Annotated in this window: 16 protein-coding genes and 1 pseudogene; 13 read left to right on the top strand and 4 right to left on the bottom strand. The window is 72.9% G+C overall.

Going from position 1 to position 14,600, the window contains the following annotated elements; all coding sequences use genetic code 11:
- Window positions 1-337 (top strand): annotated as a pseudogene (locus ACI6PP_RS20895) (RNA polymerase subunit sigma-70); the annotation flags it as partial.
- A gap of 201 nt (window positions 338-538) precedes the next feature.
- Window positions 539-2,170 carry a chaperonin GroEL gene (gene groL, locus ACI6PP_RS20890; RefSeq protein ID WP_421113633.1) on the top strand — a complete coding sequence of 544 codons (1,632 nt, stop codon included), beginning with the start codon at window positions 539-541 and terminating at the stop codon, window positions 2,168-2,170.
- A gap of 196 nt (window positions 2,171-2,366) precedes the next feature.
- Here groL and ACI6PP_RS20885 read toward each other — a convergent pair whose 3' ends face one another.
- Window positions 2,367-2,882: a P-loop nucleotide/nucleoside kinase family protein gene (locus ACI6PP_RS20885; RefSeq protein WP_421113632.1), complete on the bottom strand. Its 516-nt coding sequence runs from the start codon at window positions 2,880-2,882 to the stop codon at window positions 2,367-2,369.
- A gap of 2 nt (window positions 2,883-2,884) precedes the next feature.
- The gene (locus tag ACI6PP_RS20880) at window positions 2,885-3,886 is read right to left on the bottom strand and encodes a tagatose 1,6-diphosphate aldolase (protein ID WP_421113631.1); all 1,002 of its coding nucleotides are present in this window, start codon (window positions 3,884-3,886) and stop codon (window positions 2,885-2,887) included.
- A 149-nt stretch (window positions 3,887-4,035) separates the two neighbouring features.
- On the opposite strand from ACI6PP_RS20880, the gene ACI6PP_RS20875 reads away from it, so the two are divergent.
- The 10 genes from ACI6PP_RS20875 to ACI6PP_RS20830 all read left to right on the top strand — a co-directional run bounded on the left by ACI6PP_RS20875 (window position 4,036) and on the right by ACI6PP_RS20830 (window position 13,145).
- Window positions 4,036-4,998: a 1-phosphofructokinase family hexose kinase gene (locus ACI6PP_RS20875; RefSeq protein WP_421113630.1), complete on the top strand. Its 963-nt coding sequence runs from the start codon at window positions 4,036-4,038 to the stop codon at window positions 4,996-4,998.
- Window positions 4,995-6,014 carry a LacI family DNA-binding transcriptional regulator gene (locus ACI6PP_RS20870; RefSeq protein ID WP_421113629.1) on the top strand — a complete coding sequence of 340 codons (1,020 nt, stop codon included), beginning with the start codon at window positions 4,995-4,997 and terminating at the stop codon, window positions 6,012-6,014. Before ACI6PP_RS20875 ends, ACI6PP_RS20870 begins: the two co-directional genes overlap by 4 nt.
- Window positions 6,011-7,066 (top strand): class I mannose-6-phosphate isomerase, encoded by a 1,056-nt coding sequence (locus ACI6PP_RS20865; protein ID WP_421113628.1) that lies wholly within the window; start codon window positions 6,011-6,013, stop codon window positions 7,064-7,066. The genes ACI6PP_RS20870 and ACI6PP_RS20865 overlap by 4 nt, the downstream gene beginning before the upstream one ends.
- Window positions 7,063-8,475 carry an FGGY-family carbohydrate kinase gene (locus ACI6PP_RS20860; RefSeq protein WP_421113627.1) on the top strand — a complete coding sequence of 471 codons (1,413 nt, stop codon included), beginning with the start codon at window positions 7,063-7,065 and terminating at the stop codon, window positions 8,473-8,475. The genes ACI6PP_RS20865 and ACI6PP_RS20860 overlap by 4 nt, the downstream gene beginning before the upstream one ends.
- Window positions 8,472-9,398: a hypothetical protein gene (locus ACI6PP_RS20855; RefSeq protein WP_421113626.1), complete on the top strand. Its 927-nt coding sequence runs from the start codon at window positions 8,472-8,474 to the stop codon at window positions 9,396-9,398. Before ACI6PP_RS20860 ends, ACI6PP_RS20855 begins: the two co-directional genes overlap by 4 nt.
- Complete coding sequence (locus ACI6PP_RS20850; RefSeq protein ID WP_421113625.1) at window positions 9,395-10,153, top strand: ATP-binding cassette domain-containing protein; 759 nt, start codon at window positions 9,395-9,397, stop codon at window positions 10,151-10,153. Before ACI6PP_RS20855 ends, ACI6PP_RS20850 begins: the two co-directional genes overlap by 4 nt.
- A complete protein-coding gene (locus ACI6PP_RS20845; protein WP_421113624.1) occupies window positions 10,150-11,268 on the top strand; it encodes an ABC transporter permease in 1,119 nt (372 codons plus the stop codon). The genes ACI6PP_RS20850 and ACI6PP_RS20845 overlap by 4 nt, the downstream gene beginning before the upstream one ends.
- 2 nt (window positions 11,269-11,270) lie before the next feature.
- Window positions 11,271-12,266, top strand: a complete 996-nt coding sequence (locus tag ACI6PP_RS20840; RefSeq protein ID WP_421113623.1) for an ABC transporter substrate-binding protein — start codon at window positions 11,271-11,273, stop codon at window positions 12,264-12,266.
- A 95-nt stretch (window positions 12,267-12,361) separates the two neighbouring features.
- The gene (locus tag ACI6PP_RS20835) at window positions 12,362-12,496 is read left to right on the top strand and encodes a hypothetical protein (RefSeq protein WP_421113622.1); all 135 of its coding nucleotides are present in this window, start codon (window positions 12,362-12,364) and stop codon (window positions 12,494-12,496) included.
- A gap of 7 nt (window positions 12,497-12,503) precedes the next feature.
- On the top strand, window positions 12,504-13,145 hold the full coding sequence (locus tag ACI6PP_RS20830) for an FMN-binding negative transcriptional regulator (protein ID WP_421113620.1): 642 nt from the start codon (window positions 12,504-12,506) through the stop codon (window positions 13,143-13,145).
- A 98-nt stretch (window positions 13,146-13,243) separates the two neighbouring features.
- Here the strand turns inward: ACI6PP_RS20830 and ACI6PP_RS20825 are convergent, their stop codons facing one another.
- The gene (locus tag ACI6PP_RS20825) at window positions 13,244-13,873 is read right to left on the bottom strand and encodes a hypothetical protein (RefSeq protein ID WP_421113619.1); all 630 of its coding nucleotides are present in this window, start codon (window positions 13,871-13,873) and stop codon (window positions 13,244-13,246) included.
- Window positions 13,874-13,972: 99 nt separating this feature from the next.
- On the opposite strand from ACI6PP_RS20825, the gene ACI6PP_RS20820 reads away from it, so the two are divergent.
- A complete protein-coding gene (locus ACI6PP_RS20820) occupies window positions 13,973-14,299 on the top strand; it encodes a hypothetical protein (protein WP_421113618.1) in 327 nt (108 codons plus the stop codon).
- A 3-nt stretch (window positions 14,300-14,302) separates the two neighbouring features.
- Here the strand turns inward: ACI6PP_RS20820 and ACI6PP_RS20815 are convergent.
- The coding region (locus ACI6PP_RS20815) for a M20/M25/M40 family metallo-hydrolase (protein ID WP_421113617.1) at window positions 14,303-14,600 on the bottom strand (298 nt) is incomplete at its 5' end.

Raw genomic sequence — 14,600 nt, 5'->3', positions numbered from 1 at the left:
CATCGTCTCGTTGCTCGCCGAGGACGCCGTCTGGGAGATGCCGCCCTTCGACGGCTGGTACCGCGGCGCCGAGCAGATCGGCACGCTCATCAAGGTCAACTGCCCGGCGCAGGGCCCCGGCGACCAGGTGCTCGTCCCGGTCTCGGCCAACGGCCAGCCGTGCTTCGGGCTCTACATGCGCGGCGAGGACGGCGTGCACCGCGCCTTCCAGATCCAGCAGCTCCAGCTGGGCGAGGACGGCGTCGAGCACGTCGTCGTCTACTTCGACCTGTCGCTGTTCGAGCGGTTCGGGCTGCCCGAGACGCTTCCCGCCGACCGGGTGCCGCGCACCGCCTGAGGCGTTTGCACTCGCCGGGGCAGAGTGCCAAGATGGGAGCTGGCACTCCCACACGTGGAGTGCCAGCACGACCTGTCATACGGGTCCGGTCCGTGAGGTCCGAGGTCGCGGCGAGAAGGGTTCGCCGTGGACGCGGTCCGTCCGTCGCGGGCACCGGCCGGACCACCGGTTCCGACGCACAGACGCGGAGAACTCCCACACATGTCAAAGACCATCGCTTTCAACGAGGAAGCCCGTCGCGGCCTCGAGCGGGGCATGAACACCCTCGCCGACGCCGTCAAGGTGACCCTCGGCCCCAAGGGCCGCAACGTCGTCCTCGAGAAGAAGTGGGGCGCCCCCACGATCACCAACGACGGCGTCTCCATCGCCAAGGAGATCGAGCTCGAGGACCCCTACGAGAAGATCGGTGCCGAGCTCGTCAAGGAGGTCGCCAAGAAGACCGACGACGTCGCGGGCGACGGCACCACCACCGCCACCGTCCTGGCCCAGGCGCTCGTGCGCGAGGGCCTGCGCAACGTCGCCGCCGGCGCCAACCCGATCGCCCTCAAGAAGGGCATCGAGAAGGCCGTCGAGGCCGTCAGCGAGCAGCTGCTGAACCTCGCCAAGGACGTGGAGACCAAGGAGCAGATCGCCTCCACCGCCTCCATCTCGGCTGCCGACCCGCAGGTCGGCCAGATGATCGCCGAGGCCATGGACAAGGTCGGCAAGGAAGGCGTCATCACCGTCGAGGAGTCGAACACGTTCGGCCTCGACCTCGAGCTCACCGAGGGCATGCGGTTCGACAAGGGCTACATCTCGCCCTACTTCTGGACCGACGCCGAGCGCATGGAGGCCGTCCTCGAGGACCCGTACGTCCTCATCGTCAACTCCAAGATCGCCGGCGCCAAGGACCTCGTCCCGGTGCTCGAGAAGGTCATGCAGTCCGGCAAGGCCCTCGCGATCATCGCCGAGGACCTCGAGGGCGAGGCCCTGGCCACGCTCGTCGTGAACAAGGTCCGTGGCACCTTCAAGTCCGTCGCCGTCAAGGCGCCCGGCTTCGGTGACCGCCGCAAGGCCATGCTGAACGACATCGCCATCCTCACCGGTGGTCAGGTCATCAGCGAGGAGGTCGGTCTCAAGCTCGAGAACGCCGACCTGTCGCTGCTCGGCACCGCGCGCAAGATCGTGGTGACCAAGGACGAGACCACCATCGTCGAGGGTGCGGGCGACGCCGACCAGATCGCCGGTCGCGTCGCGCAGATTCGTGCGGAGATCGAGAACTCGGACTCCGACTACGACCGCGAGAAGCTCCAGGAGCGCCTCGCCAAGCTGGCCGGCGGCGTCGCCGTCATCAAGGTCGGCGCGGCCACCGAGGTCGAGCTCAAGGAGCGCAAGCACCGCATCGAGGACGCCGTCCGCAACGCGAAGGCCGCCGTCGAGGAGGGCATCGTCGCCGGAGGTGGCGTGGCGCTCGTCCAGGCCACCGCGCTGGCGTTCGAGAAGCTCGACCTCGAGGGCGACGAGGCCACCGGCGCGCAGATCGTGCGCAAGGCCGCCTCGGCCCCGCTGAAGCAGATCGCCATCAACGCCGGCCTCGAGGGCGGCGTCGTCGCGGAGAAGGTCGCGGGCCTCGAGCCCGGTCACGGCCTCAACGCGGCCACCGGCGAGTACGTCGACCTGATCGCGGCGGGCGTCCTCGACCCCGCCAAGGTCACGCGCTCGGCGCTGCAGAACGCGGCGTCCATCGCGGCGCTGTTCCTCACCACCGAGGCCGTCATCGCGGACAAGCCCGAGCCGGCCGCCGCCGGTGGTGGCGCGCCCGACATGGGCGGCATGGGCGGCATGGACTTCTGAGTCCCTGACCACCTGCCTCACCTGCACCACGCGCACGGCGTCCCGGCCTCGGCCGGGGCGCCGTTCGTGCGTCCGGGCCCGCCCACCTGAGTCGCCGAGATACGGGTCCTGCACCACGATCCGGCTCATCGTGGTGCAGAAGCCGTATCTCGACGACGGGTGACGGGAGGTGGCGGGACGTGGCGAGAGGGGCGGGTCAGCAGTCGCCGAGGACGTGCGACACCTGGTCGGCGGTGGCCAGGGCGGCGTCGACGCGGACGTGGGGGACGCCGGGGGGCGGCACCTCGGCGGGGACGGTGGCGGCGTCGCGCCGCTCGCCGCGGGCGCGCACCCGAGCGTCGCGCAGCGCGGGGGAGGCGTCGAGCCAGACCACCGTGACGGCGGCGGGCACGAGCGACGTCTCAAGCAGGCTCCAGTCGTCCCCGCCCGCGAGCTCGGCGGTGAACGGCGCCACCAGGACGACGTCGACGCCCGCCTGGACCTGCGCCCTCGCCGTCGCCCGCAGCGCCGCGTAGCGGGCCGGGCGGACGACCGGACGCAGTGCGTCGTCGTTCCAGTGACCGCCCGGCGCGACGGCGTCGCCGAGCGCGTCGAGCAACGGGTTGGTGAGGGTGTCGAGGTCGACGAGCGCCGCGTGCGCCCGCCGCGCGAGGGCGGCGCCCAGCGTGGACTTGCCCGCCCCGGCCGGCCCCGCGACGACGAACGCGCGCACGGTCAGTAGGTCTCGTGCCAGTCGGCGGGGAGGGCCCGCGCCGACTCCGCGACGCTGACGGGCGTCGTCCAGCCGCGGCCGTGCTCGCGCAGCACCGCGTGCAACGACTCCAGACGCTCGACGGCCGCGCGCGCCCCGGCGGCACGTCGCTCGGCGTCGTAGCGGCCCACCGCGTCGCCCCAGATCGCCCGGCCGGCCATGAAGCCGCACGCGCCCGCGCCCGCCGCGATGCGCAGCTGGGTGCGGAACTGCTCGAACGTCGCCGACGACGAGAGCAGCACCCACGGCACGTCGATCGAGGCGTCGAGCCGGGCGCACGCCTCGGCCGCGGCGGCCTCGGCCGCGTCGTCGCCGACGTAGCCGGGGAACTCGACCTTCATGACGTCGACGCCGAGGTCGGCGAACACCGACGTCGACTCCACGATCGCCTCGATCCGGGCGGCCCGGACGGCCGGGTCGTCCAGGCTCTCCCCCTCGAGCGGGTACCAGAGCGGCTCGACGACGAGGGGCACCTCGGCCTCGTCGCACTGCGCCACGACGTCGCTCACCAGCTTCAGCTGCGACGCGCTGACGTCGGCCCGCTCCGAGCGGTAGAACACCACGAGCTTCGCGGCGTCGATCCCCAGGCGCGACAGCACCGGCACCGTCCAGCGCTCGCGCAGCACGGTCTCGGTGCCGAAGCCCTGGGGGGAGTAGGCGAGGTGCTCCAGGCCGGTGATCACGCCGGTGGACGCGGGGATCGCGCCGCTGAGCACGCCCTGCCCGAACGACCACACGGGGTCCACGAGCACTGCCGTCGACACCGCGGCCATCGCCTGCACGAGCTCGAGCTTGGACTCCACGACCTCGTCGAAGGAGACCTGCGACAGGTCGGGGTCGAACAGCGCCAGGTAGTTCTCGGGGTGGTCGATCGCGGCGACGCGCATGAAGCCGTCGGCGTCGCTCACGCGCTGGAGTCGACGCAGCTTGCCCAGGCGCGAGGCGGAGGCGGGGAGGGTGGTCATCGGCAGGCCTTCTGGTCGGCGGGGTGTTTCTGACGAGTTTCGGCGGGGGGCTGGACAACGTTGTCATCCGTGGGTCACAGTAGCGCCTACCACCGCCGCAGGTGGCCTGGCTCACACGCCGTCCCTCATGTCGAGACGAGAAGGACCCGATGATCGTCGTCACCCCGAACCTCTGCTTCGACCGCACGCTGTGGGTCGAGGAGTTCGCCGCCGGGACGGTCTCGCGACCCTCCCGCGTCGAGGTGACGGCCGGCGGCAAGGGCGTCAACGTCTCGCGCACGCTCCGCGACCTCGGCCACCGGCCGCTGCTCGTCGGCCTGGTCGCCGAGCGCCAGGGGGCCGCGCTCACCGACCTCCTCGCCGAGGAGGGCGCCGAGGTCCTGCCCGTCGCCGTGCCCGGCGAGGTCCGCAGCGCCACCATCGTGCTCGAGGCCAGCACCCGCGCCACCGTGCTCAACGAGCCCGGCCCGCAGGTGGGCGAGGCCGAGCTGGCCGACCTGCTCACCGCCGTCGACGGCGCGCTCGCCACCGGCGGCCACCGCGTCCTGGTCTGCTCGGGCAGCCTGCCGCCCGGCCTGCCCCTCGACGCGTACGGCCGTCTGTGCGACCTCGCCCGCCGCCACGGCGTCGTGTCCGTGGTCGACGCCGCGCGCGAGGTGCTCGCCGCCACGCTCGCCCACGGCCCCGACGTCGTCACGCCCAACCTCGAGGAGGCCGAGGGCCTGCTCACCGGCGTCGTCACCGAGTCGTCCGACCAGGCCGGCGACCGCGAGGAGTACCGCGGACGCGCGCTCGCCGCGGCGGTCGACCTCGTGGCCCGGGGTGCGCGTCGCGCCGTCGTCACCGCCGGCTCCCAGGGCGCGGCCTACGCCGACGCCCACGGCACCACGTGGACCGACGCCCCCGCGGTCGACGTCGCCAACCCGATCGGCGCCGGCGACTCGTTCGTCGGCGGCCTGACGGCCTCGCTCACCGACGACGGCGACTGGCCCACCGCGGTCGCGCACGCCGTCGCGGTGGCCGGTGCCGCCGTCGAGCAGGTGCGGGCCGGACGCGTCGACGCCGCCCGCGTCGCCGAGCTCGACGTCCGCACGCAGGCGGTGTCGGCATGAGCGACCGCCGTCCCACGCTGCATGACGTCGCCGCCGAGGCGGGCGTCAGCATCAAGACCGTCTCACGCGTCGTCAACGGCTCGGTGCAGGTGCGCGACGACCTCCGCGTCCACGTCCAGGAGGTCGTCGACCGCCTCCACTACGTGCCCAACACCGTGGCCCGCAACCTCAAGGCCGGCACCGGCGACACCATCGGCGTGGTCATCGACAAGATCGCCGACCCGTTCTTCGCCGCGCTCACCAGCGCCGTCGAGTCCACCGCCCTGGAGTCCGGCCTCACCGTGGTCTTCGGCAGCACCGGCTACACGCACGCCCGCGAGCGCAGCCAGGTCGAGCGGATGGCGATGCAGCAGGTCCGCGGCCTGATCCTCGCGCCGGTGGTCGGCGACCACGAGTACCTGGCGCGCTACCGCAGCTCGTTCCCGATGGTGCTGGTCGACCGGTCGTTCGAGATCGAGGGCTACGACGCGGTGCTCGTCGACGACCGCGGCGCCACCCGTTGGGCGATCGAGCACCTGCTCGCCCACGGCCACCGGCGCATCGCCTTCGTCGGCCGCGACGAGCGCTTCCCCACCACGAGCGACCGGCTCGACGGCTACCACGACGCGCTGCAGGCGGCGGGCGTCGCCGTCGACCCCGCGCTCGTGCCCGCCGGCCAGGCCGAGGAGGACGCCGCCGAGCGCGCCGTCCACCAGCTGCTCGCGGCCGACCCGCCCACCGCGATCTTCTCGGCCAACCCCCGCGCGAGCCTCGGCGTGGTGCACGCCCTGCACACCCTCGGGCGCACCGACATCGCGCTCGTCAGCTTCGGCGACTTCCCGCTCGCGCGCACGCTCGAGCCCGCCGTCACCTGCGTCGACCAGGACCCCCACCGCATCGGGGCCGTCGCCACCACCCAGCTGCTCCGCCGTCTCGGTCTCGACGAGGGGCGCGACCGCATCGGCCCCGCCGAGCGCGTGGTCGTCCCCGCCGAGCTGATCCCGCGCGGATCAGGAGAGATCGAGGTGCCCGCATGAAGCCCGTCCGGCTCGCCCCCAACCTGGTCGACCACTTCTACGCCGGTGGCGCCAAGATCGCCGCGCTGCGGGGCATCGAGACGACGTCGCCGCGCCAGCCCGAGGAGTGGGTGGCCGCCACGGTGCCGCGCGTCGGCGAGGCCCCGCGCGGGCTGGCCAGCACGGTCGACGGCGACCTCCTGCGCGACCTCGTCGCCGCCGACCCCGACGCCTGGGTCGGCCCCGACGCCGCCGGCGCGCGGGTGAGCGAGGCCGACACCGGCATCCTGGTCAAGCTGCTCGACGCGGGCCAGCGCCTGCCCGTCCACGTCCACCCCGACCGCGGGTTCGCCGCGAGCCACCTCGACTGCCCCTACGGCAAGACCGAGGCCTGGTTCGTCCTCGACGCCACCGACGACGGCGCGGTCTACCTGGGCTGGGAGGACGACGTCGACCCCGACGAGCTCGTCGCCCGCCGCGAGGCGCAGGACGGCGCGTGGATGATCGAGCGGATGCACCGCATCGAGGTGCGTCCCGGCGACGGGATCCTGGTGCCCGCCGGCACCGTCCACGCGATCGGCCAGGGCGTCTTCGTCACCGAGGTGCAGGAGCCCACCGACTTCTCCATCCTGCTCGAGTGGTCGGTGACCACGTCGGGCCGCGAGGACTCCCACCTCGGCCTGGGGTTCGACGCCGTGATGCCCACGGTGACGCACACCGCGCTGGCCGCCGACGACCTCGCGGCGCTGTCGGTGCACACCGACCTCACCGCCCGCTACGCCCACCTGGCCTCGACGCTGCCCGCCGTCGCCGACCCGTTCTTCCGCCTCGACGTCGCGGCCCCCGTGGCCGACGCACCCGCCGCGGTCGCGGCCGGCTTCGCCGCCGTGGTGGTGCTCGACGGCGAGGGCACCCTCGAGGCGTCCGGCTGGAGCGACGTCGTGGCCCGCGGCGACGTCCTGGCCGTGCCCGCCGCGCTCGGCGACTGGACGCTGGCCGGAGACGTCCGTGCGCTCGTCGCACGACCCGGCGTCGACTGGCCCGCGTCGCTGGGCCGGGGGAGCGACGCATGAGCGCCGAGATCGTGGTCGGCCTCGACGTCGGCTCCACCTACGTCAAGGCGCTCGCCGTGACCGTCGAGGGCGACGAGGTGTGCGGCGCGCGTCGTCCGACCCCGTGGACCGACCTCGGCCACGGCCGCACCCAGATGGACCCCGCCGTGCTGCTGGAGTCGGTGCGCGACCTGCTCGGCGAGCTGGTGGAGAACCTGCGCCGGCGCGACGGGGACGGCCCGGTGACCGCCGTCGGCGTGTCGGGCATGGCGGAGGCGGGTGTCTTGCTCGACAGGGATGACAACGCTGTCATCCCCATCCTGGCCTGGTTCGACCCGCGCGGCGACGAGGAGGTCGAGGCGCTCCCGACCGAGCTGCGCCGCGAGTTCACCCGCCGCACCGGACTGCCGTCCGGACCGCTCGCCACGTTCGCCAAGCTGCTCCACCACCGCGCGAGCGGCCTCGACCTCGCCGGCCTGCAGTGGCTGAGCGTGCCCGAGTACGTCGTGTGGGCGCTCGGCGGCGACCGGGCCGCCGAGGTCTCGCTGTCGGCGCGCACCGGTCTGGTCGACCAGGACACCGGCGAGGTCTGGCCCACCGCGGTCGAGAGGCTCGGCGTCGACGCCTCCCTGCTGCCGCCCGTGCGCACCGCCGGCAGCAGCTGGGGACGCGCGTCGCGCCTGGTCGAGCCCGAGCTGTCGGGCGCCGTGCTCACCGTGGCCGGCCACGACCACCTCGTCGCGTCGGTCTCGGCCGGCGTGCTGCAGCCCGACCAGCTGTACGACTCGATGGGCACGGCCGAGGCGCTCGTCCGGGTGCTCGACGGCCCGCTCGACGCCGACGCGCGCCAGCGCCTGGCCGACCACGAGATCAACGTGCTGCGCCACCTGCTCCCCGGCCGGGGCGTCATGCTCGCCGGCACCAAGTCCGGCCTGCTGATGCGCCGGGTCCTGCAGCTCGTCGGCGTCTCGGACGCCGCCGGACGCGCGGCGCTCGACGAGGCCGTCATGCAGCTGCCCGACGGGGGAGGGGCGACGGCCGACGCGCTCAGCGTCACCGGCGCCTACAACGACGACGGCGTGCTGCAGGTGCGCGCCGACGGCGACGGGCTCAGCCCCGCCGCGCTCTTCGCCGCCACCCTGGCGCACGGCGGCGCGCTGCTCCGCGACGTCGTCGCCCGCATGGACGCCGAGGTGCCGCCCGCGAGCGAGACCCTCGTCGCCGGCGGCTGGACGGGCATGGCCAGCGTCCGCCGCTCCCGCAGCGCCGTCCTCCCGAGCGTGCAGTACGCCGCGCGCGAGGAGTCCACCGGCTACGGCGCGGCGGTCGTCGCCGCGTTCGCCGCCGACACCACCACCACCGACCTCGCCGACCACCTCGCCCGGTTCGGCGCGCACGACCCATCCACCAGTGAAGGACAGCACCGATGACATCGACCCCCACCACCCGCACGACCCTCGCGGACATCGCGACGCCCGAAGGCACCTTCGCCGTCGTCGCGATGGACCAGCGCAACACGCTCAAGCGGATGTACGCCGCGGTCGGCATCGACGCGCCGACGCACGAGGAGCTCGTCGACATCAAGGCCGACGTCATCTCCGCGCTCGGCGACACCGCGAGCGCCTTCCTGCTCGACCCGACGTTCGGCACCCCGGCGCTCGACCTGGTCGGCGACCGCGAGAGCCGCACGTTCGGTGTCCTCGTGGCCGCGGAGCCCGAGGTCCGCCCCAAGTACGGCGACGAGCCCCGTCCGGCCCGCGACCCGCAGCTCAACGGCCAGTGGGTGCTCGACCAGGGCGGCAGCGCCGTCAAGTTCCTGATCCAGACCCGCGCCGACCGTCCGCACGCCGAGGGTGAGCCCGACCTCGTCGGTGAGGCGATGGACGTCATCCGCGACGTCGTCGAGGACTGCCGCGCGGCCGGCGTCCCGTCGGTGATCGAGAACCTGATCTACCCGCTGCCCGAGGAGGAGCCGCTCACCCCCGAGCGCCGCGCCGACGCGATCATCGAGGCCGCGGTGGCCTTCGACTCCCTCAACCCCGACCTGCTCAAGCTCGAGTACCCCGGCAGCCCCGAGGCGTGCCGCAAGCTGGCGTCGTCGATCAAGTCGCCGTGGGCCGTGCTCTCGGCGGGCGTCGACTTCGACGTCTTCACCAACGTCATCACCGTCTCCTGCGACGAGGGTGGCGCGTCGGGCTTCATCGCCGGCCGCTCGGTCTGGAAGGACGCCGTGGGCATGGAGCGCTCGGCACGCCAGGCCTACCTCGCCGACGAGGGCAAGCGCCGCCTCGACGGCTGCCTGTCCGCGATGGAGGGCCGTGCGGTCCCGTGGAACCAGGTGAGCCCCAAGTGACCCCGGTCCTGGAGGCCCGTGGCCTGACCCGCAAGTTCGGTCAGGTCACCGCTCTCGACGGCACCGACTTCGACCTGGAGGCCGGCGAGGTCGTCGCGCTCATCGGCGACAACGGTGCCGGCAAGTCGACCCTGGTCAAGGCGCTCTCGGGCAACCTGGCCGTCGACTCCGGCGAGATCCTGTTCGACGGGATCCGGCGCGACATCGACACCCCGATGACCGCGAGCGCCCTCGGCATCGAGACGGTCTACCAGGACCTCGCGCTCGCCCCGCACCTGGACCCGACGCAGAACATGTTCCTCGGACGCGAGCTGATGCGCCCCGGCCTGGCCGGCGCGCTCGGGTTCATGGACAACAAGGCGATGCGGGGCGAGGCGCGTCAGGCGTTCGACCGCCTCGGCGCCACCGTGCGCAGCCTGGTGTCGCCCGTCGGGCAGATGTCCGGCGGTCAGCGTCAGGCGATCGCGATCGCCCGGGCGGTGCACTGGGCGAGCAAGGTCGTCTTCCTCGACGAGCCCACCGCGGCGCTCGGCGTGCGGCAGACGGCCAACGTGCTGGACACGATCAGGCGGGTCCGCGACCAGGGCGTCGGCGTCGTGTTCATCAGCCACTCGATGCCGCACGTCATCGAGGTCTCCGACCGGGTGCAGGTGCTCCGCATGGGCGCCCGCGTCGCGACCTACAAGACCAGTGAGACGTCGATGGAGGAGCTGGTCGGCACCATGACCGGCGCCACCGGGAGGGCAGCAGCATGAGCACCGAGGTCCGCACACCCCAGACGGCGGCCGCGCCGTCGTCACCCCCGCCCGAGGAGGGCGGTGGCGGCGAGTCGCTGGTGCAGCGCGTCGTGAAGATGCAGGCGTTCCAGATCCTGCTCGTGCTGCTCGTCATCGTCATCGTGTTCTCGACGCTGGCGCCGAACAACTTCGCCAACGTGGGCAACGCCCGCTCGATCGTCCTGAACGCGTCGATCCTCGCGATCCTCGGCGTCGGCATGACGTTCGTCATCGTCACGTCGGGCATCGACCTGTCGATCGGGTCGGTGATGGTGTTCTCCGGCGTGATCGGCGCCAAGGCGATGATCGCCGTCGGCGGCGACAGCTGGGGCACGGCGTTCGTCGGCATCGGCGTCTCGCTGCTCACCGGGCTCGCGTGGGGCCTGTTCAACGGGTTCCTCATCGCCAAGGCTAAGGTGCCGCCGCTGATCGTCACGCTGGGCTCGCTCGGCATGGCGCTCGGCCTGGCCCAGATCATCACCAAGGGCGTCGACATCCGCGAGGTGCCGCAGGTGATGCAGGACGAGATCGGCTACGGCAACGTCGTCGGCCAGCTTCCCGTCCTCACCGTGATCGCCGTCGTGGTCGTGGCGCTCGGCATCGTCGTCCTCCACCACACCCGCTTCGGCCGCTACACCTACGCCGTCGGGTCGAACGAGGAGTCGGCGCGCCGCGTCGGCGTCAAGGTCGACCGGCACCTGATCAAGGTCTACGCGCTGTCGGGCGTCCTGTCGGGCTTCGCCGGCGTGTTGTTCCTCGCGCAGTTCGGCACCACCGCGATCGCCGGGCAGACCCAGACCAACCTCAACGTCATCGCCGCCGTCGTCATCGGTGGCACGTCGCTGTTCGGCGGCGTCGGGACCATCTTCGGCACCGTCGTCGGCCTGTTCATCCCCGCCGTGCTCCAGAACGGGTTCGTCATCGTCGGCATCCAGCCGTTCTGGCAGCAGGTCGCCGTGGGAGCGGTGCTCATCGCCGCCGTCTACGTCGACCAGGTCCGACGCGCGTCAGCGGCGCGCGGCGGAAAGAAGTCCACACACCCACGGTTCCGTCCCGGAGCCAAGAAGACCTCCCCCGTGGAGCAAGGAGAATGACCATGAGAGGTATCACCAAGACCCTGGCGCTCGCGTCGTCGGCGGTCCTCGCCACCGGACTGCTCGCCGCGTGTGGCGCGGCCGAGGACTCCGGCAGCGGCTCCTCGGGCAGCGGCGGCAGCGACTCCAAGTCGATCGCGTTCGTGCAGGGTGTGGCCGGCGACGAGTTCTACATCTCGATGCGCTGCGGCATCGAGGCGGAGGCCAAGAAGCTCGGCGCGACCGTCGACGTCCAGGGCCCGGAGAAGTTCGACCCGACGCTGCAGAAGCCGATCGTCGACTCCGTCGTGGCCTCCAAGCCCGACGCGCTGCTGATCGCGCCGACCGACGTCTCGGCCATGCAGGCCCCGCTCAAGGCCGCGGCCGACGCGGGCATCAAGGTCGTCCTCGTCGACACCACCGTGGAGGACCCGTCCTTCGCGTCGTCGGCGGTCTCGTCGGACAACGTGGGTGGCGGCAAGGCGGCGTTCGACGCCATCAAGCAGCTCAACCCCGACGGCGGCAAGGTGCTGGTCATCTCGACCGACCCGGGCGTCTCGACGGTCGACGCACGCGTCAAGGGCTTCAAGGACGCCGTCGACGCCGACTCCTCCTTCCAGTACCTGGGCGTGCAGTACAGCCGCAACGAGCCGTCGCGCGCCGCGCAGCTCGTCACGGCCGCCCTGCAGAAGGACCCCGACATCGTCGGCGTCTTCGCCACCAACCTGTTCGCCGCCGAGGGCTCGGCCACCGGCATCCGTCAGGCCGGCAAGCAGGACCAGGTCAAGATCGTCGGCTTCGACGCCGGCCCGGCGCAGGTCAAGGCGCTGAAGGAGGGCACCGTCCAGGCGCTCATCGCCCAGCAGCCCGCCACCATCGGCAAGGACGGCGTCGAGCAGGCCATCAAGGCGATCGACGGCGACTCCACCGAGAAGGACATCCAGACCGGCTTCACGATCATCACCAAGGACAACGTCGACGGTGATGCCAAGGACGCGGTCTACAAGTCGTCCTGCTGACACCCGCACCACCACGCACGTCCCTCCCGGCCCGTCGCCGGGAGGGACGTCGTGCGTCCGGGCCGCGGCGCCCGCGTGCTCGGTACGCTGGAGACATGCTGATCTTCCTGCTCGTCGTCATCGCCCTGGGTGCGGCGTTCTACTTCCGCGTGCCGCTGCTGTCCAAGATGCTCGGGCAGGACCAGGCGCGCGTGCGCCGCATGCTCGAGCGCCGCAAGGACGGTCGCTGAGCCTGCCGTGTACGTCCCCCCAGCCAACCGGGTCGACGACCCGGACGCGGTGCGGGCGATGGTCGAGGGCGTCGGTGCCGCCGACCTGGTGACCGTCGGGCCGGACGGCGTGCCCGTCTCGACGCTGCTGCCCGTGCTGTGGAGCGAGGACGGCTCGACCGTCGTGGCGCACATGGCCCGCGCCAACGAGCACTGGACCACGATCGCCGACGACGCCCCCGCGCTCGCGATCGTCTCGGGCGCGCAGGCCTACGTCACGCCGTCCTGGTACGCCGCCAAGGCCGAGCACGGGCGCGTGGTGCCGACCTGGAACTACTCCGCCGTGCACCTGACCGGCACCGTGCGCGTGCACGACGACCCCGACTGGGTGCGCGACGCCGTCACCCGCCTGACGCTGGCGCACGAGTCGACGCGGCAGGCGCCGTGGGCCGTCGAGGACGCCCCCGCCGCCTTCGTCGCCGGCCAGCTGCGCGCGATCGTCGGCCTCGAGATGACCGTCACCCGCGTCGAGGCCAAGGCCAAGCTCAGCCAGAACCGCTCCGAGGCCGACCGCGCCGGCGTCGTCGCCGGCCTCCGCGCCCAGCCCGACCCCCGCTCCCAGGCCATGGCCGACCAGGTCGCGTCCGCCGTCCGCCCTCCCCGCCGCTGACGAAGCTTCCCAGGTATACGTGGGAAACCGTCCCGGCACCTGGAAAGTTCTCCGTGCCAGGCGAAGTTTCCCAGGTATACCTGGGAAACTTCGGGCGGTCAGCAGGACCCGCCGCCACCCCCGTCGCCGCCACCCCCGCCACCGCCGTCGGACCAGCCGCCGGCGCCGGAGAAGTCGACGTAGGTGCCGGGGACCGCCGGGTCGACGGGGTACCCGTGGCCGCCGGTGACTGCGACCGACGTCGCCAGCAGGACCGCCCCGCCGTGCACGTCGGCCGACACGACCACGCGTCGCCCTCGGCGGAGCAGGACGGTCTCGCGCCCGAGCACCAGGTCGAGGTGCTGGTCGTGCGTCCACCAGCGCGGCTGCGTGGGACGCGTGTCCGACAGCACCGCCCGCAGCTCGTCCAGCGTCGTGCGGACGGCGCGAGCGGCCAGGCGTCGCCCGAGGCGGTAGGAGCCGGCGGCGGCGAGGAGGGACGAGGCCAGGACCACCACCAGGCCCCCGGGCGACAGCAGCAGCGGCGGCCAGAGCGTCTGCACGACCGCGCAGCACGCGGCCCAGACCAGCAGGCCGAGGGCGGTCGTCACGACCACCAGGGTCCGGGCGCGACGCCGCGAGGAGCGCCAGCGGGACGCTGGGACGTCGAGCGCGCCGTCGACGAGGCCGTCGTCGGGGCGCGCCTTGCGACGCACTCGCTCTGCCCGTCGTCGCCCCCGCGTCGCCACGTGCCGACGGTAGACCCGTCGGAGCAGGCCGGGAAGGGCTTCCGGCCAGACGCCTCGCCCGGCATGCTGGGACCGGACCGGCAGCCGAGGAGCGAGGCGATGGCACGCGAGACCACCACCACCGACCGGGTCTTCGACGCGGTGTGCGGCCGCGTCCTGGCCGAGCACCCGGAGGACGACGAGGGGCTGATGCTCCGCTCGCCCGGGCTCAAGGGCCCGGCGGGCAGGTTCTACGCGTTCGTCGCCGGCGACGGCGTCATCGTCAAGCTGCCGGCGCCGCGGGTGGCCGAGCTCATCGAGACCGGTGCGGGCGAGCCCTGCTCGCCGTCGGGACGCCGGATGCGCGAGTGGGTGCGCGTCCCGGCGCCCGACGAGGAGACCTGCCTGGCGCACGTCCTCGCCGCCCGCGCGTTCGTCGTCGGCTGAGCGTCAGGTGCACTGCCGCAGGGCGAGCAGGGCGTAGGTGCGGGCGCAGGCCATGACGTCGTCGACGTCGACGCGCTCGTCGACCGAGTGGGCGTGCTCGATGCTGCCGGGGCCGTACTGCAGCGTGGCGATGCCGGCGTAGGCGTACTGGCGCAGGTCGGACCCGTACGGTCCGCCGACCGCGGCGGGGTGCGGGGCGCCTGCGTCGACCGCGGCCTTCTGGACGTCGGGCAGCAGGTGGTGGCCCTCGACCAGCTGGCCGGGCGCGAACAGCCCGCCGGGCCAGGTGAGGTCGACGGGG

It is taken from the genome of Solicola agrisoli (genome assembly GCF_049059935.1).
In the GTDB taxonomy this organism is placed as follows: domain Bacteria; phylum Actinomycetota; class Actinomycetes; order Propionibacteriales; family Nocardioidaceae; genus JAURVT01.
This window is presented reverse-complemented; position numbering and strand designations above follow the sequence as displayed.

Bases quoted from the DNA above. Each gene is read 5' to 3' on its own strand.
- groL (WP_421113633.1), top strand. From the start codon at position 539: ATGTCAAAGACCATCGCTTTCAACGAGGAAGCCCGTCGCGGCCTCGAG.
- ACI6PP_RS20880 (WP_421113631.1), bottom strand. From the start codon at position 3,886: ATGACCACCCTCCCCGCCTCCGCCTCGCGCCTGGGCAAGCTGCGTCGA.
- ACI6PP_RS20875 (WP_421113630.1), top strand. From the start codon at position 4,036: ATGATCGTCGTCACCCCGAACCTCTGCTTCGACCGCACGCTGTGGGTC.
- ACI6PP_RS20870 (WP_421113629.1), top strand. From the start codon at position 4,995: ATGAGCGACCGCCGTCCCACGCTGCATGACGTCGCCGCCGAGGCGGGC.
- ACI6PP_RS20865 (WP_421113628.1), top strand. From the start codon at position 6,011: ATGAAGCCCGTCCGGCTCGCCCCCAACCTGGTCGACCACTTCTACGCC.
- ACI6PP_RS20860 (WP_421113627.1), top strand. From the start codon at position 7,063: ATGAGCGCCGAGATCGTGGTCGGCCTCGACGTCGGCTCCACCTACGTC.
- ACI6PP_RS20855 (WP_421113626.1), top strand. From the start codon at position 8,472: ATGACATCGACCCCCACCACCCGCACGACCCTCGCGGACATCGCGACG.
- ACI6PP_RS20845 (WP_421113624.1), top strand. From the start codon at position 10,150: ATGAGCACCGAGGTCCGCACACCCCAGACGGCGGCCGCGCCGTCGTCA.
- ACI6PP_RS20840 (WP_421113623.1), top strand. From the start codon at position 11,271: ATGAGAGGTATCACCAAGACCCTGGCGCTCGCGTCGTCGGCGGTCCTC.
- ACI6PP_RS20835 (WP_421113622.1), top strand. From the start codon at position 12,362: ATGCTGATCTTCCTGCTCGTCGTCATCGCCCTGGGTGCGGCGTTCTAC.
- ACI6PP_RS20820 (WP_421113618.1), top strand. From the start codon at position 13,973: ATGGCACGCGAGACCACCACCACCGACCGGGTCTTCGACGCGGTGTGC.